Origin of the sequence: Actinomadura flavalba DSM 45200, assembly GCF_000374305.1 — a bacterium.
Taxonomy (GTDB): Bacteria; Actinomycetota; Actinomycetes; order Streptosporangiales; family Streptosporangiaceae; genus Spirillospora; species Spirillospora flavalba.
Genome location: NZ_KB894093.1, coordinates 339,888 through 364,421, shown reverse-complemented (window position 1 = coordinate 364,421; position 24,534 = coordinate 339,888). Strand labels below are relative to the sequence as shown.

Sequence of the window (24,534 nt, the reverse complement as noted above, 5' to 3'; positions counted from 1 at the left end):
CACCCGCATGCGTACTGTCTGTTATTTGCCGGTTCTTGGTGGAGCCCCTTCCGTGCCTTCAGTGTTCGGCGTCCGCGATGCTGAGTTCGCGGGGGGTGAGGAACCAGACGAGTGCCGCGGCGGCGAGCATGAGCAGGCCGCCTGCGAGGCCGGCGGTCTCCAGTGAGTCGGTGAAGGCGGCGCGGGCGGTGGCGGCGAGGCCGGACCCGGCGTCCCCGAGGCGGTGCGCGACCTCCAGCGCCCCGGCCAGCGACTCGCGGGCGGCGTCGACGGCGGGGCCGTGGACGCCGTCGGCGGTCAGCTCGCCGGGGTTCAGGGCGGAGCGGAACTGGGCGGCGGCGATGCTGCCGAGGACGGCGACGCCGAGCGTGGCGCCGACCTCGTAGCTGGTCTCCTCGATCGCGGCGGCGCTGCCGGACTTGGCCGCCGGGGCGCCCGCCATGATGACCGCCGAGGCGATGGCCAGCGAGCCCAGGCCCGCGCCGACCAGCACCAGCGACACCGCGACGAGCGGATAGTCCAGCGGCTGCGGGCCGAGGAAGAGCACCATGAAGCCGACGCCGCTGACGGCCAGGCCGCCCGCCAGGACCGTCCGGGCGCCGACGCGCATCGCCAGGGCGGGCGACAGCGGCGAGACGATCGCCGCCGCGACCGCCATGGGCAGCAGCCGGACGCCGGTGGCCAGCGGCGAGTAGCCCTGGACGAGCTGCATCCACTGCGCGAGCAGCAGCAGCGTCGCCGCGATGGCGAGGCTCGCGGTGAGCGCGCCGACCGTCCCGGCGGTGAACGCCCGCCCCTTGAACAGCCGGACCTCCAGCATCGGGTCGCGCTGGGTGAGCGACCGCCGGACGAACCACGTCAGCGTCACCGCCGCGACGATCCCGGGCACCCACGTCTCGGGGTGGGCGAGGCCGTCCTTACCGAAGTGCTTGATCGCGTAGACGAGCGTGACCATCCCGACGATGATCAGCGCGGTGGAGAGCAGGTCGCGGCGGCCCGGCCGGGGGCTGCGGCTCTCCGGCAGCAGGAACAGCGCCGCGACGACGGCGACCACCATGACCGGCACGTTGAACAGGAACGCCGAGTGCCAGGAGAACGCCTCCAGCAGGGCGCCGCCGACGACGGGCCCGAGCGCGCTGCCGAGCGCGGCCATCGTCGCCCAGACGCCGAGCGCGGTGGCGCGCTCGCGCGGCTCGGTGAACAGGTGCCGGATCATCGACAGCGTCGACGGCATGATCATCGCGCCGCCGACGCCGAGCAGCGCCCGGATCGCGATGACGCCGCCGGGGCTGTCCACGAACAGCACGCCGACCGACGCCAGCCCGAAGATCGAGAAGCCGAGCACGAGCATGCGCTTGCGCCCCCACCGGTCGCCGAGGGCGGCGACGGTGACGAGCAGGCCCGCCACGACGAGCGAGTAGACGTCCACCATCCACAGGAGCTGCACCGAGGACGGCCGCAGGTCGGCCGAGATCTCGGGCAGCGCCACGTTGAGGATCGTCATGTCCATGGTGACGATGAGCAGGCTGGCGCACAGCACCGCCAGGCCCGCCCAGCGGCGCGGATGCGGCGGCGGCACCGCCGGGGTCGCCCCCGGGGCCGGGTGGCCGAGCGTCATGGCGTGTCCTCTCGTGCGGCCGGACGCGCCCCCGCGCCGGTCAGGAAGGTGTCGACGACGAGTCCCGGCAGGTCGCGCGGCGCGACGTCGCCGTTGCGGGCGCCGTCGCGGGCGGTGACGAGCAGCCCGTAGACGGCGCCGGCGATCCAGCGCACCGGCAGGTCGGCGCGCAGGACGCCCGCCCGCTGGCACGCCGTGTAGAACGCGACCTCGCGGTCCTCCAGGACGGTCGCGCGCGCGACGAGGTCGGGCAGCGCGAGCACGAAGTGGTCGGTGAGCGCGAAGCCGTGCTCCTCGGCGTCGGCGGTGTAGGCGTGCAGCAGGGCGCGCAGCGTCGCGGCGAGCCGGGCGGGGTCGCCGGTGGCGGCGGCGGTCTCGACGCCGGCGGCGTCCAGGGAGCGTTCCCAGCGGGTGACGGCCCGGTCTCCGAGGGCGTGCAGCAGGGCCTCGCGGGTGGCGAAGTACCGGTGCAGGGTGGCGCGGCTGATGCCGATCAGTTCCGCGATGCGGCCGGTGGAGGCCGCGGGCTCCGCGTTCAGCGCCCGGGTGGCGTCGATGAGGATGCGCTCGGCGCGGTCCACGTCCGCCTCCTTCCACGTCTGCGACAGTTCTGTCCAAGATGCTACATTCCTGTCTCAACCCCGCGTGCACGCGGGGGCGGGTGGGGCGCGTAGGCTGGACGGTGGCACCGGGCCCCTCGAAGGGGTTTCCGGTTTTTTCGGGTTGCCCCTCGTGCGGGGCCGATGCGGGCGCGGGGGCCGCGTGCCCCGAAAGGGCGATGATGACGCTTTCCGGACTGGTCGACCTGGCGTGTACCGATGCCGCGCTGAAGGCCGCGCTCCAGCAGGCGCGCACCGACCACGAGATCGTGGCGCCCGCGCCGCTGTGGCCGCTGCTGGCCGCCGCGCTCGCCCGCACCACCGGTGACGGCGCCGTCCTCGCCGTCACCGCCACCGCCCGCGAGGCCGAAGACCTCGCCGCCGCGCTCACCAGCCTGCTCGACCCGGCCCGCGTCGCGCACTTCCCCGCCTGGGAGACGTTGCCGCACGAGAAGCTGTCGCCCCGCTCGGACACCGTCGGCCAGCGGCTCGCCGTGCTGCGCCGCCTCGCCCACCCCGGCGCCGCCGACGTCATCGGCACCGAGGACGGCAAGGGCGGCGGGCTCGACGTCGTCGTCACGCCCGTCCGCGCCGTGCTCCAGCCCATCGTCGCCGGGCTCGGGGATCTGGAGCCCGTCCGGCTGCGCGGCGGCGACGACGCCGACCTCGACGACACCGTCCGCCGCCTCGTCGGGGCCGGGTACCACCGCGTCGACCTGGTCGAGAAGCGCGGCGAGATCGCCGTGCGCGGCGGCATCCTCGACGTCTTCCCGCCGACCGAGGAGCACCCGCTCCGCGTCGAGTTCTGGGGCGACACCGTCGAGGAGGTCCGCTACTTCAAGGCCGCCGACCAGCGCTCCCTGGAGATCGCGCCGGGCGGGCTGTGGGCGCCGCCGTGCCGCGAGCTGCCGCTGACCCCGCAGGTCCGCGAGCGCGCCCGGCTGCTCGCCGCCGAGCACCCGGCCCTGGAGGACGTGCTGCTCCGCATCGCCGACGGCGACACCGTCGAGGGCATGGAGGCGTTCTCGCCCGTGCTGGCCGAGCGGATGGAACTGCTCACCGACCTGCTGCCCGCCGGGTCGTCGCTGCTCGTCTGCGAGCCCGAGCGCATCCGCACCCGCTCGGTCGAGCTGGTCCGCACCAGCCAGGAGTTCCTGGACGCGAGCTGGGTCAACGCCGCCGCCGGCGGCGCCGCCCCCATCGACCTCGGCGCCGCCGCGTTCCGCTCCCTGGAGGAGGTCCGGCAGCACAGCCGCGACCTCGGCCTGCCCCGCTGGACCGTCACCGCCCTCAACCCCGAGGGCGACGCCGTCCAGCTCGGCGCGCACGCCGCCGAGGCGTACCGGGGCGACACGACCCGCGTCGTCGGCGACCTCAAGGGCTGGGTGGACGGCGGCTGGCGCATCGTCCTGGTCACCGCCGGGCACGGCCCCGCCGAACGGCTCGTGCAGCTCATGGGGGAGGAGGGCCTGGGCGCCGCCCTCACCGAGGTCACCGGCGAACCGCGCCCCTCGATCGTCAACGTCACGACCGGCCTGCTGGAGAACGGGTTCGTCTGGGACGCGCTCAAGCTCGCCGTCCTCACCGAGACCGACCTGTCCGGGCAGAAGTCGTCCACCAAGGACGCCCGGCGGATGCCGTCCCGGCGGCGCGGCGGCATCGACCCGCTCCAGCTCACCGCCGGCGACTACGTCGTGCACGAGCAGCACGGCGTCGGCCGGTACGTGGAGATGGTGTCGCGCACCGTGCAGGGCGCCACCCGCGAGTACCTGATCCTGGAGTACGCGCGCGGCGACCGGCTGTTCGTCCCCACCGACCAGCTCGACGAGCTGACCCGCTACGTCGGCGGCGAGGCGCCCAGCCTGCACCGGCTCGGCGGCGCCGACTGGCAGAAGGCCAAGTCCAAGGCGCGCAAGGCCGTCCGGCAGATCGCCGGGGAGCTGATCCGGCTCTACTCGGCGCGGATGGCCAGCCCCGGCCACCCCTTCGGCCCCGACACGCCCTGGCAGCGCGAGCTGGAGGACGCCTTCCCCTACGTGGAGACGCCCGACCAGCTCGCCGCCATCGACGAGGTCAAGCAGGACATGGAGAAGCCCGTCCCGATGGACCGGCTGATCTGCGGCGACGTCGGCTACGGCAAGACCGAGATCGCGGTCCGGGCGGCGTTCAAGGCCGTGCAGGACGGCAAGCAGGTCGCGGTGCTGGTCCCGACGACGCTGCTCGTCCAGCAGCACCTGTCCACGTTCGCCGAGCGGTTCGGCGCCTTCCCGGTCACGGTCAAGCCGATCAGCCGGTTCCAGACCGACGCCGAGATCACCGAGACGACGCGCGGCATCGCGGACGGCACCGTGGACGTCGTCGTCGGCACGCACCGCATCCTGTCGTCCAAGACGAAGTTCAAGAACCTCGGCCTGGTCGTCATCGACGAGGAGCAGCGGTTCGGCGTCGAGCACAAGGAGGAGCTGAAGCGGCTCCGCACCCAGGTGGACGTGCTCGCCATGTCCGCGACGCCGATCCCGCGCACGCTGGAGATGGGCCTGACGGGCATCCGCGAGATGTCCACGATCCTCACCCCGCCCGAGGAGCGGCACCCGATCCTGACGTTCGTCGGCCCCTACGAGGAGAAGCAGATCGCCGCCGCGATCCGCCGCGAGCTGCTGCGCGAGGGCCAGGTGTTCTTCGTGCACAACCGCGTCCGGTCGATCGACCGGGTGGCGGCGAACCTGTCCCGGCTCGTCCCCGAGGCGCGGATCGCGACCGCGCACGGGCAGATGAACGAGACCGAGCTGGAACGCGTCATGGTCGACTTCTGGGAGAAGAACTTCGACGTGCTGGTCGCGACGACGATCGTGGAGTCGGGCCTGGACGTGCCCAACGCGAACACGCTCATCGTCGACCGCGCCGACATGTACGGGCTGTCGCAGCTCCACCAGCTCCGCGGCCGGGTCGGGCGCGGCCGCGAGCGCGCCTACTCCTACTTCCTGTACCCGCCCGAGACGCCGCTCACCGAGACCGCGCACGAGCGGCTGGCGACGCTGGCGCAGCACACCGAGATCGGCGCGGGCATGTACGTCGCGATGAAGGACCTGGAGATCCGCGGCGCGGGCAACATCCTCGGCGCCGAGCAGTCCGGGCACGTGGCCGGCGTCGGGTTCGACCTTTACGTCCGGATGGTCGGTGAGGCCGTCCGCGACCTCAAGGACGACGGCGGCGTCCAGGAGACCCCCGACACCAAGGTCGAACTGCCCGTCGACGCCCACCTGCCGCACGAGTACGTCCCCGGCGAACGGCTCCGCCTCGACGCCTACCGCCGCATCGCCGCCATCACCTCCGACGCCGAGATCGCCGAGGTGCACGAGGAGCTGAAGGACCGGTTCGGGCCGCTGCCCGTCCCCGTCCTCAACCTGCTGGAGGTCGCGCGGTTCCGCGCCAAGGCGCGCGCCGCCGGGCTCACCGACGTCGCCCTCCAGGGCACGTTCGTCAAGTTCGCGCCCGCCGACCTGCCCGAGTCGCGGCAGGTCCGGCTCCAGCGGCTCTACCCCAAGAGCCTGCTCAAGCCCGCGACGGGCACGCTGCTCGTCCCGGCGCCGAAGACGGCGGCGCTCGGCGGGCGCCCGCTGCGCGACCAGGAACTGCTCACGTGGGCGACCGACCTGGTCGAGGCGCTGTTCCTGGAAACCCCGCGCCCCTAAGCTGCCCACGATCAACTTTCCCGACGGAATCGGAGCTCCCGTGCCGAGGACCAAGCTCAGGGCCGCCGCCGTGGCCGCCCTCGCCGCCGCGACGCTCGCCGGATGCGGCGGGTCGCCGGTGAAGGCGGGCAGCGCCGCCATCGTGGACGACGAGCGCATCACCGTGTCCACGCTCGACCGGGCCGTCCAGGAGTGGCAGCGGCAGTTCCCCGGCAACCCCCTCGCCAACGAGATCATGACGCGCGGCGGCCGCATCGGCCCCGACACGATCAGCGAGCAGCGGATGCGGCTGGCGCTCAACACGCTCGTCACGCTCAAGGTCGGGCAGGAGACGGCGCGCCGCGCGGGCGTCGAGATCACGCCGGGCGCGATCGACCGGCAGCTCGCCGGGGTCGAGCCGTCCCGCGCGCAGGCCGTGGCGCTCGGCAACGGGCTGCCCGTCCGGTACGTCCGCGACCTGGCCCGCTACAGCGCCGAGCAGGACGCGCTGATCCGGCGCGGCGCGGGCGACGCCGACCCGCAGAGCCCGCAGGCGATGGCCGCCGCGCAGGACGTGCAGCGGCGCATGCAGGACACCGCCCGCTCGATGCGCGTCACGATCAACCCGCGCTTCGGCGGCGCGTTCGACCCGTCGCAGCTCACGATCACCCAGCCGCGCACCCGGTTGTCGGCCACCGAGACCGGCATCCGATGACCGCGCCGCTGACGCTGCTCGGCTCCAGCCCGCGCGTCGCGCCCGGTCTGCTGTCGTGGCGCGGCTGGGACGCGCTGCGGTCGGCCGCGCGCGTCCTGGCCCGGCACGACCACCCGCTGCTGCCCTACCTGGACGAGGCGGGGGTGCGCGCCGAGCAGGTCACCGACCCCGATCCGGCCGCGCTGATCGCCGCCGCGCGGCGCGAGCCGGTGCTGTTCCTGGCTGCGCAGGACGGCGACGAACGCCTGCTGCGCGACCTCGGCACGCTCATCCTGGACGACCCGCTCGACATCGAGGTGATCCACGGTTCCTGGGACGTGCCCGGCGCCCGGCTGCTCGACCTGGTCACCGTCATGGACACGCTGCGCCGCGAGTGCCCGTGGGACCGCGAGCAGACGCACGAGACCCTCGTCCCGTACCTGCTGGAGGAGTCCTACGAGGTCGCGGACACGGTGGCCGACGGCGACCTGGACGCGCTGCGCGAGGAACTGGGCGACGTCCTCATGCAGGTCGCGTTCCACGCCGTCGTCGCCGCCGAGCGCGACGACGCGACGGCGTTCGACATCGACGACGTGGCGGGCGGCATCGTCGACAAGCTGATCCGCCGCCACCCGCACGTGTTCGCGGACGTCGCGGTGTCGGGCGCCGAGGAGGTCAACGCGAACTGGGAGGAGATCAAGAAGGCCGAGCGCGCCGAGCGCGACGGCGACGACGCGTCCGTGCTGGACGGCGTCCCGATGGCGCAGCCCGCGCTGTCCCTGGCGGCCCAGCTCCAGCGCCGCGCCCGCCGCGCCGACGTCCCCGACGCGGCCTACGACGTCCCCGGCCCCGAGTACGGCGCCCGCCTGTTCGCGCTCGTCCGCGAGGCCCAGGCCGCCGGTCACGACCCCGAGGCCGAGCTGCGCGCGACGTCCCGCGCGTTCGCGCAGACCGTCCGCGACCACGAGAAGCGGCTACGCTGACCACGACCACAGGACCCCCGGATCGGCATGGACACCCTCGGACAGGCGCGAACGTCCTCGGATAGCCCCGCACCGCCCGCAGGCGGGGTCGCGCCGCATCCGCGGCATGATCATCCGGAGCGAAGCGAGGATGATCATGCCCTCTGGAGCGGCGCTGCACCGGCTCCGCCCCCGTCGCGGGGTCGAGCGAAAGCTCACCGCGCTGCGCGACCTGGGCGGGCTCGGGCTGCTCGCCGGGGTGCTCGTCGCGATGCTGCTCGCGCCGACCGCGTGCACGGCGGGCGTCGGCGCGCGGGACGCGGCCCGGTGGTTCGAGGACGACCCCGACGAGCTGAGCACCGACGGCGTCCCGCAGCGGTCCACGGTGCTCGCCGCCGACGGGTCGCACCTGGCCACGTTCTACTTCGAGAACCGGGTGGACGTCGCGCTCGCGAAGGTCGCGCCGATCGCCCGGCACGCCGTCCTCGCCATCGAGGACGACCGCTTCTACGACCACGGCGCCCTGGACTCCAAGGGCACGCTGCGCGCCCTGGTCAGCAACATGGGCTCGGGCGAGGTGCAGCAGGGCGGGTCGGGCATCACCCAGCAGTACGTGAAGAACCTGCTCATCTCGCAGGCGGAGAACGCGCGGGAACGGCGTGAGGCACAGGAGGTCACCCCGGCCCGCAAGATCCGCGAACTGAAGTACGCGGTCGCGATCGAGAAGCGGTTCAGCAAGGACCAGATCCTGGAGCGCTACCTCAACATCGCCTACTTCGGCGACGGCGCCTACGGCATCGAGGCCGCCGCCCGGCACTTCTTCGGCAAGCCCGCCGCGAAGCTGAACCTGGGCGAGTCCGCGCTGCTGGCGGGCGTCATCCGCTACCCCTACGCCTACGACCCGGTCCGGCATCCCGGCGCGGCCCGCGAGCGCCGCGACATCGTCCTGACGCGGATGGAGACGCTCGGCTGGATCACCCCCCGGCAGGCCGCCGACACCCGCGCCCAGCCGCTGCGGCTGCGCGTCACCAAGACGCCCAACGGCTGCGTGACGAGCCGGGCGCCGTTCTTCTGCGACTACGTCCAGCGCGAGATCCTCACCGATCCCGCGTTCGGCAAGTCCCCCAAGGAGCGGGAGAAACTGCTCAAGCAGGGCGGGCTGACGATCCGGACCACGCTCGACCCCAAGACGCAGAAGGCCGCGCAGCGCGCCGTGAACCGGCACGTCCCGCCCCGCAACTCGGCCCGCAAGGCCGCCGCGCAGGCGCTCGTCGAGCCCGGCACCGGCGCGATCCGCGGCATGGCCGTCGACCGCGCGCTCGGGCCCGACCGCGAACGCGGCAAGACGTGGATCAACTTCGCCGCCGACGCCAGCCACGGGTCCAGCATCGGCATGCAGGCCGGATCGACGTTCAAGGCGTTCACGCTGGCCGCCGCGCTGGAGAAGGGCCGCGTCTTCGGCGACAAGCTGATGGCGCCGCGCGGCTACGAGGCCGTCGGCTTCCGCGACTGCTCCGGGCGCCGCGTCGGTGACCCGGGCACGGTGCTGCGCAACTCGGCCGACGGTGAGGGCGGCAAGTCCTTCAGTCTCGTCACCGGCACCCACCATTCGGTCAACACCTACTTCCTCGCCCTCCAGAAGGACGTCGGGCTCTGCGAGACGGTCCAGATGGCCGAACGGCTCGGGATGCGGCAGGGCAACGGCCGCAAGCTCCAGCAGTACCCGTCGTTCACGCTCGGCTTCAACCCGGTGTCGCCGCTGCGGCTCGCCGCCGCCTACGCCGCGTTCGGCGCGCGCGGCGTGTACTGCGAGCCGGTCGCGATCGCGAAGGTGACGCGGCGCAACGGCAAGGCGCTGCCGGTGCCCAAGCCGCGCTGCCGCCGGGCGATGCTCAAGTCCACCGCCGACGGCGTGAACCACGTCCTGTCCGGCGTCCTGACCAAGGGCACCGCCGCCGGGATGGGCCTCGGGCGTCCCGCCGCCGGCAAGACCGGCACCGTCGACAACTTCTCCGCCGCCTGGTTCGCCGGATACACGCCCGACCTGGCGTCGGCGGTGTGGGTGGGCGACCCGCGCGGCGGCTACCGGCATCCGATGACGTCGCTGTGCATGGACGGCCGCTGCTACGGCGCCGTCTACGGCGCGACGATCCCGGCGCCGATCTGGCGCGACACGATGACGCGGGCGCTGTCGGGCCGCGCGGCGACGCCGTTCCACCGGCCCGCGGGCAACCTGTACGCCAAGGGCACGGGCGAGGAGCGGCCGAAGCCGAAGAAGAAGCCCGGCGACGACCGGAAGAAGAAAAAGGAGGAGGGCGACAAGCCGCGCGAACGCGACCCGAAGCCGCGCCGGTCGCCGCAGGAACGTCCCGGCTGACCGGCGCCCTCCCCGGTGTGGCGCGCGGAGCCGCAGGGTATGCCCCGGCCAGGTAGATCATCGCCTGTGGATCGGGGGACCACCATGCGAGCCATCGCCGTCGAGGGCTACGGCGCCCCGCCGCTCGCCGTCACGCTGCCGCGTCCCGAGCCGGGGCCGGGGGAGATCCTGGTCAAGCTCGTCGCGGCGGGCGTCAACCCCGTCGACTGGAAGATCGCGGACGGGGCCTTCAAGGACGCGATGCCCGCGTCGTTCCCGCTCGTCCTCGGCACCGACGGCGCCGGTGTCGTCGCCGGTATCGGCCCGGGCGTGACGCGCTTCGCCGTCGGTGAGCAGATCTTCGGCCGGTTCGGTGACGCGGAGCGCGGCGTCGGCAGCTACGCCGAATACGCCGTCGTCCGCGAGGACGCGCCGCTGGCGGCCATGCCCGCGGGCATGATCTACACGCAGGCGGCGGCGGTGCCGACCGCGACGGGGACGGCGTTCGCCCTCGTCGACACCGCCCGCGTGGACGCCGGGCAGGTCGTCCTGGTCGTCGGCGCGACCGGCGGCGTCGGCCAGGCCGCCGTCCAGTACGCGGCCGACATGGGCGCGCACGTGATCGCCACCGCCCGCGACGACATGATCGACGAGATGAAGCGGCTCGGCGCCGCCGAGACGATCGACCACACGGCGGGCGACCTGAGCGCCCGGCTGCTCGCCGATCATCCGGACGGCATCGACGCGATCCTCGACGTGGTCGGCTCCCGCGACGAGGTCACGGAGCTGGCGGGCCTGCTCAAGACCGGCGGCGTCTACCTCAGCACCATCGGGTCCGTCCCGGACGACCTGACCGCCGAACGCGAGCTGCGCGGCGAGAACGTCCACGCCGAGATCACCTCGGAGCTGCTGGAGCGCATCGCGGAGATGATCGACGCGGCACGGATACGCGTCGCCGTGCATCGCGAGGTCGCTTTGGGGGAGGCTCCGGTCGCGATCGCCGCCGCCCGGCTCGGCGGCTCGCGCGGCAAGACCGTCATCCGTATCTGACCCGAGGGGAACACCGTTGAGCGAGGACGAGAAGCGCGCCCGGCTCACCGAGATCGAGAAGACGCTGCGCTCGCTGCGCGGCGAACTCGGTGACAACGACGACGAGCCCGCCGACTTCGGGGATTCCGGCCAGGATCTCCAGGCCCGCGCCGAGCGCGACGGGCAGATGGAGGTGCTGGAGCAGGAGCGCGACCGGCTCCGCGCCGAACTGGGGGAATGAACGGGGGCCGGGCGCGGTTGGGCGGGGTGCCCGACCACGACGGCCCCGGAAGGAGTTCCATGACGACCTATGAGGAGTTCGGCCGCGCGGCGGAGTTCTTCGACGCACGGGACTTCGCCACCGCCGCCCGGCTGCTCGCGCCGATCGTCGCCGCCGACCCCGGCAACCGCGCCGCCGTCGAGCTGCTGGCCCGCGCCTACTTCCACAGCGCGCAGCTCTCCCGCGCCGAGCGGGCCTTCCGCGACCTGCTCGACCTCGACCCCGGCAACGGCTGGGCCTACGAGGCACTGGCCCGGACGCTGGAGCGTTCCGGCCGCGCGGCGGAGGCCGCCGGGCCGCGCCGCATGGCCTCGGCCATGGGCGTCGGTCCCACCGAGGAGATCGAGGTCGCGGTGACCGCCGCCGACCTGGCCTGACCCGGCACGACCCCGCAGGCCCCGCCCGTCCGGCGGGGCCTGCGGCGTGTCACGGGTCCAGCGGGAGCACCGGCGGCGGGTCGGCCATCAGGCCGGGCAGCACGAACGAGACGACGTAGCGCCGCACCTGCTCGGGGCCGCGCACGCCGGGGACGGCGTCCAGCAGGAAGGCCAGGGCGGTGCTGACGATGAAGCGGGCGCCGTCGTGGGCGTCCAGGCCGGGGCGCAGGCCGCGCCGGCCGAAGCGCTTGAGCCCCGCCGCGTACATGCTGAGGACCAGCTCACCGATCTCCGGCGAGCTCTCGATGAGGTGCACGACGGTGTGCCGCCCGCGATGCTCGGACAGCAGGGCGAGCAGCGGGTCGGTGCCGACCTCGGTCGCGATGAAGACCAGCGACCCGACGATGATCTCGGCGGGGTCGTCGAGTTCCGCGAACCGGACGGCGATCGTCGCCAGGTGACGGTCCAGCGTGCGCCGGGTCAGGGCGTCCACCACGTCGTCGCGGCCGCTGAAGTGCCGGTAGATCACGGCGCGGGTGAATCCGGCCCGCCGGGCGATGCCGGTCATCGTGGTGGCGGTGATCCCGGCGGTGCGGAAGCTCTCGGCGGCGGCGTCCAGCAGCTTGTCGCGGGCCTGCACGGGGGTGTGCCCGCCGCCGGGCGGACGGCCGCGCGGCCTGCGCGGGGCCGGGCCGGGATCGTCGTGACTGGTCATGCCGCGTCCGAGCGTACGGGATGGGACGGCCGGACGTTGTCACCGCGCTATATAGACAGTTCAATGGTTGTGTCTATTTAATGCTCTCGTCCCGGAGGCGAACGAGAGCGGGTGCGGCATGAGACGTGTGGTCCGGATACTGGTCGCGGCGGCGCTGCTGCTGACCCCGGGGGCGGTGACGGCGCGGGCGGACGGGGGCGTCCCCGTCGTGGAGTCGCCGCAGGGCGCGGTGCGCGGGATCGCCGCCGACGGAACATGGGCGTACCGGGGCCTCCCGTACGCGTCGGCGGGCCGGTGGGAGCCGCCCCGCGACGACGGCGGCTGGACCGGCGTCCGGGACGCGGGCCGGTTCGGACCGGCCTGCGTGCCGTTCGTCAAGGGCTCGGGCTCGGGTCCGGGATTCAGCGAGGACTGCCTGTCCGTCAACGTGACCAAGCCCGCCGGAGCGTCGGCGGCGCCGCGTCCCGTCCTGTTCTGGATCTACGGCGGGGGCTTCTACGAGGGCCGGGGCGACATCCCCGACCCGACGCGGCTCGCCCGGTCCACGAACACCGTCGTGGTCACGTTCAACTACCGGCTCGGCCCGCTGGGCTTCTTCGCGCCGCCCGGCGGCACCGACCGGCGGGTCAACCTCGCGCTGCTCGACCAGCAGGCGGCGCTGCGCTGGACCGCCCGCAACATCGCCGCGTACGGCGGCGACCCGGCGCGGGTGGCGATCGTCGGCCAGTCGGCCGGAGGGATCTCGGTGTGCGCGCACATGGTCTCCCCGGCGTCGGCGGGCCTGTTCTCCCGCGCCGTCGCGCAGAGCGCGGGATGCGACGCCCTGGTGGCGCCGGACGCCGCGCGGATGCGGGCGGCGGCGCGGGAACTGGGACGGGGGCTCGGCTGCCCGGACGGCGCCGGGCAGCTCGCCTGCATGAAGGCCCGTCCCGTGGCGGAGATCCGGAAGCGGACGGAGTGGGACGTCAACGTCATCGCGACCGAGCAGCCGCCCCCGTGGACGCCGACCGTGGACGGCGTCACGCTGCCCGACCTGCCGTCGCGGCTCGTCGACCGGGGCCTGGTGCGGCGGGTTCCGTTCCTGTCGGGCAACACCCGGCACGAGGGCCGTCTCATGGTCGCGGGCCTGTACCACTGGCGCCACTTCCGGCGGGTGACCGCCGAGGACCTGGACCGTCTCCTCGTCGTGGAGGCGCGCGGCGGCGCGGCCCGGCTCGCCGGGATGCGCGCCGCGTACACCGCGGCCCGCCACGGCACCCGCGACAAGGCGTACGCGGCCGTGATCACCGACGGCATGGCCTGCCCGATCGACGCGGACCGCCGCCGGTTCGCCGCTCAGGGCGTGCCGGTCGGCGGCTACGAGTTCAACGGCACGGTGCCGTTCGGGGACCTCATCGACGGCTGGTGGGGGATGCCGCTCGGCTCCTTCCACGGCACCGACCAGTCGTACCTGTTCCAGCGCCCGCTCGGCCCCCTCCCGGACGTGCCGCTGTCGGGCGACCGGCGCCGCCTGGCCGAGGCGATGGGCCGCTACTGGGGCGCCTTCGCCGCGCACGGCACGCCCCGCGCGCCGGGGCTGCCGGACTGGCCGTCGTACGCGGCGGGCGGTTTGCAGCGGCTGGAGCCGGGAGCGATCGGCCCGCTGACGCGGGAGCGGTTCCGCGCCGATCACCACTGCGCCGTCTGGGACGCCCCGACGGCCGGTTGACAGCCGGGGGCGCGGCCCTGCATCGTGACCCCTGATGCAAGTAACCACTTACTCGGAGGTCTCGCATGGGCCGTGCCCCAGCCCGGACGCGCGCCCGCGACGCGGAGATCCCGCGCGCCGCCCGCAACGCCCTGTCCGGCTTCGCGCTCGGCGCGGCGGGCGCCAACGTGGTCATGCAGCTCTCCCGGCTGCCCGTCGGACACGGCGTGGCCCGCAGCACGGTGGAGAGCGGGCGGATCGACCGGCACCCCCTGAAACGGGCGCGGACGACGCTGACGTACCTCGCCGTCGCCTACCTCGGCACCGAGGACGAACGCGCCCACCTCCGCGAAGAGGTGAACCGCTCGCACCGGCCGGTGCGCTCGCGGCCCGGCGACCCCGTCCGGTACAACGCGTTCGACCGCGACCTCCAGCTCTGGGTCGCGGCCTGCCTCTACAAGGGCACCGAGGACGTCTACCGGATGCTCTACCCGGGCGCCTCCGCCGCCGACCTCGACGCCCTCTACCGGCACGGCGCCCGGCTAGGCACCACGCTCCAGATGGCGGCCGGCCAGTGGCCCGCCGACCGGGAGGCGTTCGCCGCCTACTGGGACGCCTCGCTCGACCGCGTCTCCACCGACGCGCTCACCCGCGACTACCTGACGTCCTTCGCCCGCCTCGGCTTCCTGCCCGGCCCCGTCGCCGCACCGCTCGGCCGGACGCACCAGTTCTTCGTCACCGGCTTCCTCCCGCAGCGCTTCCGCGACGAGTTCGGCTTCGGCTGGGGCCCGCGCCGCCAGGCCGCCTTCACCGCCTTCGGCCGCTCGGCCGCCGTCGTCCACCGGCTGCTCCCGCCCGTCCTGGCCGGTTTCCCCTTCACCTACCACCTGTGGGACTTCCGCCGCCGCATGCGCACCGGACGCCCGATCGTCTGAGGCCGCCGCCTTCCTTTTCTGGCCGGATGAGGCCGCCGGACGCTCCGATCGGCGGCGGTGGCCCGATCCCCCTTGCGCGTTCACCGCACGCCCGGTCATCATGACGCAGGCGCGATCGACGCAATGACCCAAAAGGGCATATTGCGGTTGCCGGAACACGGCCACGTTCACCGGTCCTCAGGCTCCGACCCTGCCTGAACCACCCCGTGACACGACCGGTCACCCGGTGCCGGGCGCGCCGCCGGTGCGCATCGGACTCCACCCGCCCCTGGAGGATGACCGCGGCGATGACCCCACCCCCCACCTCGCCCCGCCTGCGCTCCATCCGGACGCGGCTCCTCATCCTGCTGATCGTCCCGCTCGTGTCGCTCGTCGCGCTGTGGGCGTTCGCGGCCAGCGTCACGGTCGGTTCCGCGCTCGACCGGAACAAGGTCCGCGCGGCCTACGACGGCATCGGCGTCCCCGTCGGCGACCTCTCCGTCCAGCTCCAGACCGAGCGCGGCGTCTCGCTGGCGTCGCTGACGACCGGCGGACGCCAGGCCGCCGCCGTCGCCGAGCAGCGCGCCCGCACCGACGCCCTGCTCGCCCGGTACCGGGGGACGGCCCTGCGCGCCGACGCCGAGCCCGAGACCCGCGAACGCCTGGCCGACCTCACCCGCCACCTCGACGGCCTGCCCGCCCTGCGCGCCGCCGTGGACCGGGGCGCGATGACGCGCGTGGACGCCGTCGAGGGCTACTCCGGCATGGTCGACGCGACGCTCCGCGTGATCAGCAGCCTGATCATCATCAGCGACATCCAGCTCTACAAGTCCGGCCGCGCCCTCACCGAGATGATCCGCTCGCTGGAGTTCACGCTGCGCGCCGACGCCCTCGTCGGCTCCGCCGCGGCGGCCGGGCGGCGGCTCGGCGGCCCGGAACTCCTCGCGGTGACGCGCTGGGCGGCGTCGGGCCGCAGCACGTTCGACGCGACGCTGGGCGAACTGGCCGGCGCGACCCGCGCCGACCTGGAGCGCGTCGCCGCGTCGCCCGAATACCGCCGCCTGCGCGCCGCCGAGGACGCGCTGGCCACGGCCCGGCCGAGCACGTCGCAGGCCCCCGCCGGGGAGTGGGCCCAGGCCGTCCGGCCGGTCACGGCCGCGTTCGCGCGGGCCCTGCACCTGGGCGGCAAGCGCCTCACCGAGGACGCCCGCCCGATCGCCGAGCGCATCGTGCTCCGCCTCGTCGTCGCGGGCGGCCTCGGCCTGCTCGCCGTGGCGCTCTCGATCCTGCTGTCGATCGTCGTCGGGCGCCGGCTCGGCCGCGAGCTGCGCGACCTCCAGGACGGCGCCCGGAATCTGGCGCAGGAGCGGCTGCCCGGCGTCGTGGCGCGGTTGCGGCGCGGCGAACGCGTCGACGCCGCCGCCGAGACGCCGCCGCTCACCGGCGCCCGCACCACCGAGGTCGCCCGCGTCGCGGACGCGCTCACCCAGGTGCAGCGCACCGCGATCGAGAGCGCCATCGGCGAGGCGGCGCTGCGCGACGGCGTCAACCGCGTGTTCCTCAACCTGGCGTTCCGCAACCAGTCGCTGCTGCACCGCCAGCTCCGCCTGCTCGACGCCATGGAACGCCGCGCCACCGACCCCGAGGTGCTGGACGACCTGTTCCGCCTCGACCACCTCACCACCCGCATGCGCCGGCACGCCGAGGGCCTGGTGATCCTGTCCGGCGCCGCGCCCGGCCGCGAGTGGAGCCGTCCCGCGCCGATGGCCGACGTGCTGCGCGCCGCCGTCGCCGAGGTCGAGGACTACGCGCGGGTGGACGTCGCCGCGTCCGGCGACGAGGCGCTGATCGGCGGCGTCGTCGCCGACGTCGTCCACCTGCTCGCCGAACTGGTCGAGAACGCCACCGTGTTCTCCCCGCCGAACACCGAGGTGACGGTCCGCGGCGAGGCGGTCGGCCGCGGCTACGCCATCGAGATCATCGACCGCGGCATCGGCATCGACGCCGCCGAACGCGCCCGGCTCAACGACCTGCTGGCCCGGCCGCCGGAGTTCGACCTGGCCGACTCCGACCGGCTCGGCCTGTTCGTCGTGACGCGGCTCGCCGCCCGGCACCGCGTCCGGGTGGCGCTCCAGGAGTCGCCGTACGGCGGGACGACCGCGATCGTGCTCGTCCCGAACGCGCTGGTCGCGGACCCCGCCGACCGGGAGCCGGACGCACCGCGCCGCACGGCCGAGGTCCCGCCCGCGCCCGCCGTGGCGGCCGCGCCCGACCCGGGCGGCGGCGACCGGCCGGAGCTGCCGCGCCGCCGCCGGATGGCGAGCCTGGCACCGCAGCTCCGCGCCGAACCGGAGGACGCGGACGATCCGGGCGACCGTCCGGCCGAGGCGTCCCGTGACCTGTGGGACGCGATGCAGAGCGGCTGGCAGCGCGGCCGCGACGACGAGGGGACACCATGACCGCGCAGGACATCGGCGGAGAACTCGGCTGGATGCTGGACGACCTCCTCGACCGGGTCGGGGCGGTGCGCAAGGCGCTCGTGCTGTCCCGCGACGGGCTGGTGATGGGCGCCTCGCGCACCCTGGCCCGCGACGACGCCGAGTACCTGGCCGCCCTCGCCGCCGGGTTCTTCAGCCTCGCGGTCGGCGCCCGCCCCCACCTGGACTCCGGCGAGGTGCGGCAGACGGTCGTCGAACTGGAGGACGGGCTGTTCTTCGTCGTCCCGGCGGGCTCGGGAAGCTGCCTGGCCGTGCTCAGCGAGGCGGGCGCCAACGCGGGCCTGGTGACCTACGAGATGACGATGCTCGTCAAGCGGGTCCGCTCGCACCTGACGGCGCCACCCCGCGCGGATCGCACGGGGTGACCGGCGGTGGACACGGGCCGGGACCGGGGCGGGGACGCCCGCAGGGAACGCTGGGTCGACGAGGCCGCCGGGCCGCTCGTGCGCCCCTACGCCCTCACCCGCGGCCGCACCCGGGCGCGCGGCGGCGCGCTCGACCTCGTCACGATCCTGCGGGCGACCGGGGCGCGCCTCCCCGACGGCGCCCGGCTCGCGTCCGAGCAGCGGCGCCTGCTGGCGCTGTGCGCGCGCCCCTGCACGGTCGCGGACCTGGCGTCGGACGTGGCGCTGCCCCTCGGCGTCGTGCAGGTCCTGATCGGCGACCTGCTCGACCAGGGCCTCGTCGAGGTGGCCCGCCGGGCGCCGACCGACCGGCTCGACCCCGCGATTCTGAGGAAGATCCGTGACGAACTCCGCGCGCTCTGACGGCGCGGCACCCGCCGCCTACAAGATCCTCGTCGCCGGGGGGTTCGGCGTCGGCAAGACCACGCTGGTCGGGTCCGTCAGCGAGATCCGCCCGCTGTCCACCGAGGAGGACCTGAGCGAGGCGGGCGCCGCCGTGGACGACCTGCGCGCCATCGAGGCCAAGCGCCGCACGACCGTCGCGATGGACTTCGGCCGCATCACGCTCGGCGGCGGCGTCGTCCTCTACCTGTTCGGCACGCCCGGCCAGGAGCGGTTCTGGTTCATGTGGGAGCAGCTCGCGCGCGGCGCCGTCGGCGCCGTCGTCCTCGTCGACACCCGCCGCCTCACCGCCAGCTTCGCGTCCATCGACTACTTCGAGCAGCGCTCCGCCCCGTTCGTCATCGCCGTCAACCAGTTCGAGGACGCCGCCTCCTACACCGAGGACGAGATCCGCGTCGCGCTCGACCTCGACCCGCACGTCCCCGTCGTCCTCTGCGACGCCCGCCGTCCCGATTCGGCCCGTACCGTCCTCGTCGCCCTGATCGACCACGCGCTGCGCGTGGGCGAATCCGTCTGATCCGGGTCCGCCGAAGAAATTCTCGCGAGACCCCGTAATCGAATGCTTGCCACGGCGTCTCTCCTGCACGTCGTTCCCCGCGAAGGAGAGCTCAATGCCTGATCTGAGTCTGGCGGTCCCCCTTCCCGAGCGGCGCGTCGAGATCGGGGTCTCGCTCGAATGTGCCCCCTCGATCGCCGTCGCGCTGCGTCCGTTCGTGCCGGACATCGCCGCCCAGGCGGCGCGCCGCATCGAGGTCGAGCTGCCCGAACTGGCCCGTCCCGGCGACCCCGAGCGCACCGCGCTCATCGCCCGGGGCGTCGGCGACGGCATCGGCCACTTCCTCGACCTGCTCGCCGAACCCGGCATCGGGGCGGGGGAGATGGTCGCGTTCTGGCGGCGCGTCGGCGCGCAGGAGGCCGAGGCGGGCCGCACCCTGGACGCCTGGCACGCCGCCGCCCGCATCGCCGCGGGCGTCGCCCTCGAAGGGCTCACCGCCGCCGCGCAGGGGCTCGGGCACCGCGTCAGCGCCGCGACCGTCGCGAGCTTCGCGCACGCCGTGTTCGACTACCTCAACCAGCTCTCCACCCTGCTGACCGAGGGCCACAACGAGGCCAAGGCCCAGGCCGCGGGCTCCCTCCAGGACCGGCGCCGGCACCTGCTGGACCTGCTGCTCGCCCGGTCCGGGCCCGGCGTCACCGAGCTGCGCGAGGCCGCCCGCGACGCGTCCTGGGCGCTGCCGCGCACCGCCGCCGTCGTCGCACTGAGCCCGCGCGGCCCCGGCACCCGCCCGCCGACGCTGTCCGCCGACATCCTGCCCGGCCTGCACCTGCCCGAGCCGTGCCTGATCGTCCCCGACCCCGACGGCCCCGGCCGCCACCAGCTCTGGGAACGCCGGCTGCGCGGCTGGAGCGCCGCCGTCGGCCCGACCGTCGAGGTCACCGAGCTGGCCAAGTCGCTGCGGCTGTCCCGCGACGCGCTCGAACTCGCCGCGCAGGGCCTCATCGACGACTCCGCGCCCATCGCCGTCGAGATGCACATGCCGATCATCGTCATGATGCGCGAACGCGAACTCGTCGAACGCGTCATCGAGCGGCGGCTCGCGCCGCTGCTCGGCGTCCGCCCGCCGCACCGGCACCGGCTCGCCGAGACGCTGCTCGTCTCGCTCGAATGCGGCTTCAACGCCACCGAGGTCGCCGGGCGGCTGCACCTGCACGCGCAGACCGTCCGCTACCGGCTGCGGCGCCTGTCGGACCTGTTCGGCGAGACGATGTACGCGACGACCGGACGCCTCGAACTGCACATGGCGCTCCAGGCGTGGCTCGCGCTCAACGCCGAGCCCGCCGACGACCGGCGGCTGCGCACCGGGTGACCCCCGGTCAGCCGGTGGCGTTCACCGACCAGCCCTGCGCCGCCATCCCGGCGAACGACGACGGCTTCAGCGTCACCGCGCGCAGCCCCGACCAGCTCGCCTGGAGGTACCAGCCGTCGCCGTTGGCCAGCCGCTGCACCCCGGGGCTGAACTGCACCAGCTTCCACACCTGGTCGGCGCCGCCGCACGGCGCCGTCGTCACCGTGTACTGCGCGCCGCCCTCCCACGGGACGCCCGCCGTGCGGGTGCCGCGCGTCATGCAGCGCCCGGTCGCGGAACTCCGCAGCGTGAAGCCGCCCGCGGTGTCGCGGCGGCGCCACGTCGTGTTCGCGCCCGAGCAGGCGCGCTGCACGACCGAGCCGCCGTCGGGCGCCAGGCAGGACTGGAGCGTGGTGTTGCGGATGCGCGACGGCGTCCCCGCCGCGTTCCGCGCCGGGGCCGAGACGCGGGCCGTTCCGCCGCCGCCGTTGCGCGGCGCGCGCGGGGCGGGCTGCTCGGCGCGGACGGCCTCGGGCGCGCGCGTCGCCGGACGCGGGCCGGGCGACGGCTCGGCGGGCGCGGCCGGAACCGTCGCCGGGGGAGGCGCCGCGCGCGGCGGACCGTCGGGGTCGCCGCCGCCGAGCGTCGTGATCACGATCGTCAGGACGAGCGCGCCCGCGCCCGCCATCGCCGCCTTCGCGGGCCACCCCGCCAGCGCCGCGACCGGCAGGTGGTCGCCGAGCGAGCCCGACGACGGCTCCAGCACGACGAGCCCGATCGGCAGCGCCATCCGCAACCGGCCGTTGAGGTCGACCATCTCCGCCGACGCCCGGCGGCACCGCTCGCACACGTCCATGTGCCGCCGCAGCGCCCGGCTGCGGCGCCGCGCCGGGTGACGGACCGTCGCCGCGAGCTGCCCGGTGTACTCGGCGCACTCGGGCCGGTCACCGACGCTGGCCGCCAGGAACGCCTTGCGCAGCCCCTCCCGCGCCCGGAACGACAGTTGCGCGACCGCCCCGGCGCGCAGCCCGAGCAGATCCGCGACGCGCTGCACGGGCTCGTCCTCGACGACCGTGTACCACAGGACGGTCTGCCACCGTTCGGGCAGCGACCGGAACGCGCGCACGAGCGCGTCCTTCTCGTCCACGTCGGGCGGCTCGTCGGCGGGCCGGTCGGCCCACTGCGCGACCTCGTCGGTGACGACGGTCCGCCGCCCGGCCCGCGCCCAGTCCACGGCGGTGTTCCGCACGACCGCGTACAGGTACGGGCGGCACGCCTCGCGCGGCCCGAGCCCGTCGCGCAGCGCCGCGAACGTTCGCGCGAACGCCTCGCTGGCCAGGTCCTCGGCGGTGTGCTGATCGCGCACCAGCCCCCGGGCATACCCCATGACAGCACCGTGGTGCCGCTGGAAAAGCTCTCCCGATGCCTGCTCGTCACCGGATCGCGCCGCCGCCACGAGAACGGCGTCCGACTCCGTCGCCACGCCCATCACCACCACGCAATCCAACCCGACAGCCGCATTGCCCACAACCCTCCTGAACCCCCCGACACGACCGCCCTCGCATTTAACCCCCTAAAAACCACAGAACCACTCAGTTCGGTACGGGTTTCTCCGGCCTTTTTGTCCACGGGGGTCCACCTCGCCTGACCAGGCCGCCGACGCGTGCGCGGCCACGGTCGGCCACGATTCGCCGCCGCGTGAAGTTCTGAGACTTGCGTCCCGCCGCGGGCCGGTGGATCTACCATGATCGCAATTCTCGGGACGACGGTGACGGGTGGTAGCTCATGGGCGACGGGGCGCAGTGGCCTCCGCGGGACCTGGACTTCGGCAGGCCGACGATCGCGCGCGCCTACGACGCGCTCCTGGGCGGCAAGGACAACTTCGCCGCCGACCGCGCCCTGGCCGACCACGCGGCACAGAACATCCCCGGGCTGCGCGACTCGGCCGTCGAGAACCGGCGCGTGCTGGCGCGCGGCATCCGCTACCTGGCGGGCGAGGCCGGGATGGACCAGTTCCTCGACCTCGGCAGCGGGCTGCCGACCGTGGAGAACACCCACGAGGTCGCACAGCGGGAGAACCCCGGCGCCCGCGTCGTCTACGTCGACATCGACGAGCTGGTCGCCGTCCACGGCCGGGCCCTGCTGGCGGGCAACGGCGTCACGCGGGTCACCGTCGGCGACGTCCGCGACCCCGCCGCGATCCTGGCGGACCCGGCCGTCGACGGCTTCCTCGACTTCACCCGGCCCGCCGTCATCATGCTGGTCGGGATGCTCCACTACCTCTCACCGGACGTCGTGGACGACGTCGTCGCCGCCTACCGCGACGTCCTGGCCCCCGGCAGCCACCTGTTCATGACGTCCCTGGTCGACACCGGCGTCCCCGCCCAGCAGGAACTCGCCCGCATCACCCGCGAGAACCTGGAGGAGGGCTGGGCCCGCACCCCCGCCGAGATCGAGGCCCAGTTCGGCGACTTCGAACTCGTCGCCCCCGGCGTCACCTACACGGCCCTCTGGCGCCCCGACGCCCCCAAGGACCCCGCCGCCCTCACCCCCGGCGAACAGCTCGGCATGGCCGGTATCGCCCGCAAGGTCAGCTGACGCGTCAGCGCCGGGACGGCGTGATCGTCGTCAGCTCCCGGCCGCGCGGGGCGCACGCCGCCGGAATCCGCGCCCTCGTGACCGCCTTGGACTTCGCCGAGTAGGTGCCGCTCGCCACCACCCGGTCGCCCACCAGGACGCGCCCGGAGCCCGGGACGTGCACGCCCGGCCGTCCCGCGTGCCGCACCGGCCGCGTCCCGGCCGGCCACAGCGGCGTCGTGCGTCCCAGGCCCGGGTGGGCGAGGAACAGGCACCGCGCCGACCGGTCGTAGACCAGCCGGCCCGGCATCCGCATGGCCGTCCGCGACGAGATCGCCGCGACGATGATGCGCGGGTCCTTCCCCACGACGCTCACCCGGTCGGGCCGCGCGGCGGCCGCGCCGCCCGTGGCCCCGATGGCGAGCATCGTCGCCACCGCGACCGTCACTGTCCTCTTCATGCTGATCCCCGTGTCGACCGTTCCCCTGGACGCCGTCACCGCTGGTACACGTCCACCCCGAGCTTGCGCAGCGAGACCGCGGGCGTGAACACCGACCGTTTCGTCCCCTCGAAGTACCCGTGCGTGATCCCGTACGCCGTGCCCCCGTAATACCAGGGCCCGCCGCTGTCGCCCGGCCGCACGCCGCCGCCGTTCGTCGTCACCATGCGCCGGTAGGTGCGCCCGCCCGTGGAGATCGTGGCGTTGGAAGCCCGCACGGTCGTGCACGACGCGCCGGACGTGACGCCGAACTTGCAGATCCGCGTGCCCTTTCGGGGCGTACCCGCGCGACGGTCGGCGTACCGCTTCTTGTTCCACGCGTAGTAGAACGTCCGCGCGACCTTGAAGCGGCCCCGCGAGTACCAGGACACGTCGCCCGACGCCCCCTGGTGGCGGCGCTTGCGGACGATCGTGGTCCGCGTCCCGCCGTCCTTCTTGTGCAGCCGGTAGGTGAGGCGCTTCGCCACGGCGCAGTGCCCCGCCGTCGAGATCCCCTTGGCCTTGCCCCGGATCTTCTTCACCGTGAACCCGGCGGTGCAGTACGTCATCCGGCCGCCGCCGCGCATCGCCCGGTCCGCCGGACGCACGTCGGGGTGGTTCCCGAGGATGAGCCGGACCTTGATCCGCGGGTTGGCGGGCGTCGCGGGCCGCATCGCGGGCTGCGCCTCCTCCGGCGCGTCGGGGTCGGCCGCGAGCTCGACCCGCCGCGCCTCCACGACGACGACACCGGTGCTCGCGTCGTAGGCGCTCTGCACGTGGGCGACGTCCTTGCGCCGGGCGACGCTGTCGTGGGCGGTGTTCATGGCGCGTTCGAGTTCGGCGGCCGAGTACCCGGTGCCGCCCTTCAGCTCGACCTTGGCGGGCAGGGTCCGGGCCAGCTTCACCGCCTGGGCGGGAACGTCGCCCTTGAAGCTGAACCGCGCCCCCTTCCCGTCCTCGTCGAGCGCGGCCTCGGCCAGCTCCGCCGGATAGTCCCGCTCCAGCCGGTCCGCGACCTGCTCGAACCGCGTCTGCCACCCGTACCGGTCGATCGCCTCGCCGTACGAGATCTTCTCCGCCACGGCGATCCGCCGCAGATCGACCAGCTCGACCATCGGCAGATCATCGACCCTGACATCGGGCACCGACGCGTCCCCCCGAGCCCGAAGCCCAGGCCGAGCCGCAACGACCTCGTCGGCATACCGCGCGACGACCCGCTCCAACGGAACCCCCTCGACCAACGCAGCCCCCCGCAACCCCTCCAACACGGGCCGCTCGACCCCCCGCCCGACCACGACCCGCGCCCCGTCCCCCCACCCGGCATCGGCGGCCACCCCCGCAGTACCGACCATGGACGCCACCACCATCAGCCCGGCCCCCGCCACAACGACGGTCCCCTTCCCCAGCAACCCCCACCACCCCATAC

General features: G+C 74.3%; 21 protein-coding genes. 15 read left to right on the top strand and 6 right to left on the bottom strand.

What is annotated here, in order from left to right:
- Nucleotides 1-58: 58 nt before the first annotated feature.
- Both C229_RS0101670 and C229_RS0101665 read right to left on the bottom strand, forming a co-directional pair.
- On the bottom strand, nt 59-1,618 hold the full coding sequence (locus C229_RS0101670; protein ID WP_018653340.1) for an MFS transporter: 1,560 nt from the start codon (nt 1,616-1,618) through the stop codon (nt 59-61).
- Nucleotides 1,615-2,199, bottom strand: a complete 585-nt coding sequence (locus tag C229_RS0101665; RefSeq protein WP_018653339.1) for a TetR/AcrR family transcriptional regulator — start codon at nt 2,197-2,199, stop codon at nt 1,615-1,617. The genes C229_RS0101670 and C229_RS0101665 overlap by 4 nt, the downstream gene beginning before the upstream one ends.
- Nucleotides 2,200-2,399: 200 nt before the next feature.
- Here C229_RS0101665 and mfd point away from each other — a divergent pair, with 200 nt between their 5' ends.
- The 7 genes from mfd to C229_RS0101630 all read left to right on the top strand — a co-directional run bounded on the left by mfd (nt 2,400) and on the right by C229_RS0101630 (nt 11,586).
- On the top strand, nt 2,400-5,909 hold the full coding sequence (gene mfd / locus C229_RS0101660; protein ID WP_026313365.1) for a transcription-repair coupling factor: 3,510 nt from the start codon (nt 2,400-2,402) through the stop codon (nt 5,907-5,909).
- A gap of 40 nt (nt 5,910-5,949) precedes the next feature.
- A complete protein-coding gene (locus tag C229_RS0101655; protein ID WP_026313364.1) occupies nt 5,950-6,603 on the top strand; it encodes a SurA N-terminal domain-containing protein in 654 nt (217 codons plus the stop codon).
- Entirely contained in the window at nt 6,600-7,565 is a 966-nt protein-coding gene (locus tag C229_RS0101650) for a nucleoside triphosphate pyrophosphohydrolase (RefSeq protein ID WP_018653336.1), read from the top strand. Before C229_RS0101655 ends, C229_RS0101650 begins: the two co-directional genes overlap by 4 nt.
- A 136-nt stretch (nt 7,566-7,701) precedes the next feature.
- Nucleotides 7,702-9,921, top strand: a complete 2,220-nt coding sequence (locus C229_RS0101645) for a transglycosylase domain-containing protein (RefSeq protein WP_155884543.1) — start codon at nt 7,702-7,704, stop codon at nt 9,919-9,921.
- A gap of 84 nt (nt 9,922-10,005) precedes the next feature.
- Nucleotides 10,006-10,950 carry an NADP-dependent oxidoreductase gene (locus C229_RS0101640; RefSeq protein ID WP_018653334.1) on the top strand — a complete coding sequence of 315 codons (945 nt, stop codon included), beginning with the start codon at nt 10,006-10,008 and terminating at the stop codon, nt 10,948-10,950.
- A gap of 16 nt (nt 10,951-10,966) precedes the next feature.
- On the top strand, nt 10,967-11,170 hold the full coding sequence (locus C229_RS0101635) for a hypothetical protein (RefSeq protein WP_018653333.1): 204 nt from the start codon (nt 10,967-10,969) through the stop codon (nt 11,168-11,170).
- 59 nt (nt 11,171-11,229) lie between these two features.
- Nucleotides 11,230-11,586: a tetratricopeptide repeat protein gene (locus C229_RS0101630; RefSeq protein ID WP_018653332.1), complete on the top strand. Its 357-nt coding sequence runs from the start codon at nt 11,230-11,232 to the stop codon at nt 11,584-11,586.
- Nucleotides 11,587-11,635: 49 nt separating this feature from the next.
- On the opposite strand, the gene C229_RS0101625 is transcribed toward C229_RS0101630, so the two are convergent.
- The gene (locus C229_RS0101625) at nt 11,636-12,301 is read right to left on the bottom strand and encodes a TetR/AcrR family transcriptional regulator (protein ID WP_018653331.1); all 666 of its coding nucleotides are present in this window, start codon (nt 12,299-12,301) and stop codon (nt 11,636-11,638) included.
- A 118-nt stretch (nt 12,302-12,419) separates the two neighbouring features.
- Between C229_RS0101625 and C229_RS29045 the strand changes: the two genes are divergently transcribed.
- The 7 genes from C229_RS29045 to C229_RS0101590 all read left to right on the top strand — a co-directional run bounded on the left by C229_RS29045 (nt 12,420) and on the right by C229_RS0101590 (nt 20,074).
- The gene (locus C229_RS29045) at nt 12,420-14,009 is read left to right on the top strand and encodes a carboxylesterase/lipase family protein (protein ID WP_081639695.1); all 1,590 of its coding nucleotides are present in this window, start codon (nt 12,420-12,422) and stop codon (nt 14,007-14,009) included.
- Between the two features lie 65 nt (nt 14,010-14,074).
- Nucleotides 14,075-14,923, top strand: a complete 849-nt coding sequence (locus C229_RS0101615; RefSeq protein WP_018653329.1) for an oxygenase MpaB family protein — start codon at nt 14,075-14,077, stop codon at nt 14,921-14,923.
- Between the two features lie 287 nt (nt 14,924-15,210).
- The gene (locus C229_RS29040) at nt 15,211-17,361 is read left to right on the top strand and encodes a sensor histidine kinase (RefSeq protein WP_051108841.1); all 2,151 of its coding nucleotides are present in this window, start codon (nt 15,211-15,213) and stop codon (nt 17,359-17,361) included.
- Entirely contained in the window at nt 17,358-17,765 is a 408-nt protein-coding gene (locus C229_RS0101605; RefSeq protein WP_018653328.1) for a roadblock/LC7 domain-containing protein, read from the top strand. Before C229_RS29040 ends, C229_RS0101605 begins: the two co-directional genes overlap by 4 nt.
- Before the next feature lie 6 nt (nt 17,766-17,771).
- Entirely contained in the window at nt 17,772-18,167 is a 396-nt protein-coding gene (locus tag C229_RS0101600; protein ID WP_018653327.1) for a DUF742 domain-containing protein, read from the top strand.
- Nucleotides 18,145-18,723 carry a GTP-binding protein gene (locus tag C229_RS0101595; RefSeq protein WP_018653326.1) on the top strand — a complete coding sequence of 193 codons (579 nt, stop codon included), beginning with the start codon at nt 18,145-18,147 and terminating at the stop codon, nt 18,721-18,723. Before C229_RS0101600 ends, C229_RS0101595 begins: the two co-directional genes overlap by 23 nt.
- Nucleotides 18,724-18,817: 94 nt before the next feature.
- Nucleotides 18,818-20,074 carry a PucR family transcriptional regulator gene (locus C229_RS0101590; protein WP_018653325.1) on the top strand — a complete coding sequence of 419 codons (1,257 nt, stop codon included), beginning with the start codon at nt 18,818-18,820 and terminating at the stop codon, nt 20,072-20,074.
- Between the two features lie 7 nt (nt 20,075-20,081).
- Here the strand turns inward: C229_RS0101590 and C229_RS32480 are convergent, their stop codons facing one another.
- On the bottom strand, nt 20,082-21,542 hold the full coding sequence (locus C229_RS32480) for an RNA polymerase sigma factor (protein WP_081639693.1): 1,461 nt from the start codon (nt 21,540-21,542) through the stop codon (nt 20,082-20,084).
- Between the two features lie 296 nt (nt 21,543-21,838).
- Here C229_RS32480 and C229_RS0101580 point away from each other — a divergent pair, with 296 nt between their 5' ends.
- Complete coding sequence (locus C229_RS0101580; protein ID WP_018653324.1) at nt 21,839-22,651, top strand: SAM-dependent methyltransferase; 813 nt, start codon at nt 21,839-21,841, stop codon at nt 22,649-22,651.
- Nucleotides 22,652-22,655: 4 nt separating this feature from the next.
- Here C229_RS0101580 and C229_RS29030 read toward each other — a convergent pair whose 3' ends face one another.
- Complete coding sequence (locus tag C229_RS29030) at nt 22,656-23,090, bottom strand: hypothetical protein (protein WP_155884541.1); 435 nt, start codon at nt 23,088-23,090, stop codon at nt 22,656-22,658.
- Nucleotides 23,091-23,125: 35 nt separating this feature from the next.
- The gene (locus tag C229_RS0101570; protein ID WP_155884540.1) at nt 23,126-24,253 is read right to left on the bottom strand and encodes a S1 family peptidase; all 1,128 of its coding nucleotides are present in this window, start codon (nt 24,251-24,253) and stop codon (nt 23,126-23,128) included.
- Nucleotides 24,254-24,534 lie beyond the last annotated feature (281 nt).

Bases quoted from the DNA above. Each gene is read 5' to 3' on its own strand.
- C229_RS0101670 (WP_018653340.1), bottom strand. From the start codon at position 1,618: ATGACGCTCGGCCACCCGGCCCCGGGGGCGACCCCGGCGGTGCCGCCG.
- mfd (WP_026313365.1), top strand. From the start codon at position 2,400: ATGACGCTTTCCGGACTGGTCGACCTGGCGTGTACCGATGCCGCGCTG.
- C229_RS0101650 (WP_018653336.1), top strand. From the start codon at position 6,600: ATGACCGCGCCGCTGACGCTGCTCGGCTCCAGCCCGCGCGTCGCGCCC.
- C229_RS0101645 (WP_155884543.1), top strand. From the start codon at position 7,702: ATGCCCTCTGGAGCGGCGCTGCACCGGCTCCGCCCCCGTCGCGGGGTC.
- C229_RS0101640 (WP_018653334.1), top strand. From the start codon at position 10,006: ATGCGAGCCATCGCCGTCGAGGGCTACGGCGCCCCGCCGCTCGCCGTC.
- C229_RS0101630 (WP_018653332.1), top strand. From the start codon at position 11,230: ATGACGACCTATGAGGAGTTCGGCCGCGCGGCGGAGTTCTTCGACGCA.
- C229_RS0101625 (WP_018653331.1), bottom strand. From the start codon at position 12,301: ATGACCAGTCACGACGATCCCGGCCCGGCCCCGCGCAGGCCGCGCGGC.
- C229_RS29045 (WP_081639695.1), top strand. From the start codon at position 12,420: ATGAGACGTGTGGTCCGGATACTGGTCGCGGCGGCGCTGCTGCTGACC.
- C229_RS0101615 (WP_018653329.1), top strand. From the start codon at position 14,075: ATGGGCCGTGCCCCAGCCCGGACGCGCGCCCGCGACGCGGAGATCCCG.
- C229_RS29040 (WP_051108841.1), top strand. From the start codon at position 15,211: ATGACCCCACCCCCCACCTCGCCCCGCCTGCGCTCCATCCGGACGCGG.
- C229_RS0101605 (WP_018653328.1), top strand. From the start codon at position 17,358: ATGACCGCGCAGGACATCGGCGGAGAACTCGGCTGGATGCTGGACGAC.
- C229_RS0101590 (WP_018653325.1), top strand. From the start codon at position 18,818: ATGCCTGATCTGAGTCTGGCGGTCCCCCTTCCCGAGCGGCGCGTCGAG.
- C229_RS32480 (WP_081639693.1), bottom strand. From the start codon at position 21,542: ATGGGCGTGGCGACGGAGTCGGACGCCGTTCTCGTGGCGGCGGCGCGA.
- C229_RS0101580 (WP_018653324.1), top strand. From the start codon at position 21,839: ATGGGCGACGGGGCGCAGTGGCCTCCGCGGGACCTGGACTTCGGCAGG.
- C229_RS29030 (WP_155884541.1), bottom strand. From the start codon at position 23,090: ATGAAGAGGACAGTGACGGTCGCGGTGGCGACGATGCTCGCCATCGGG.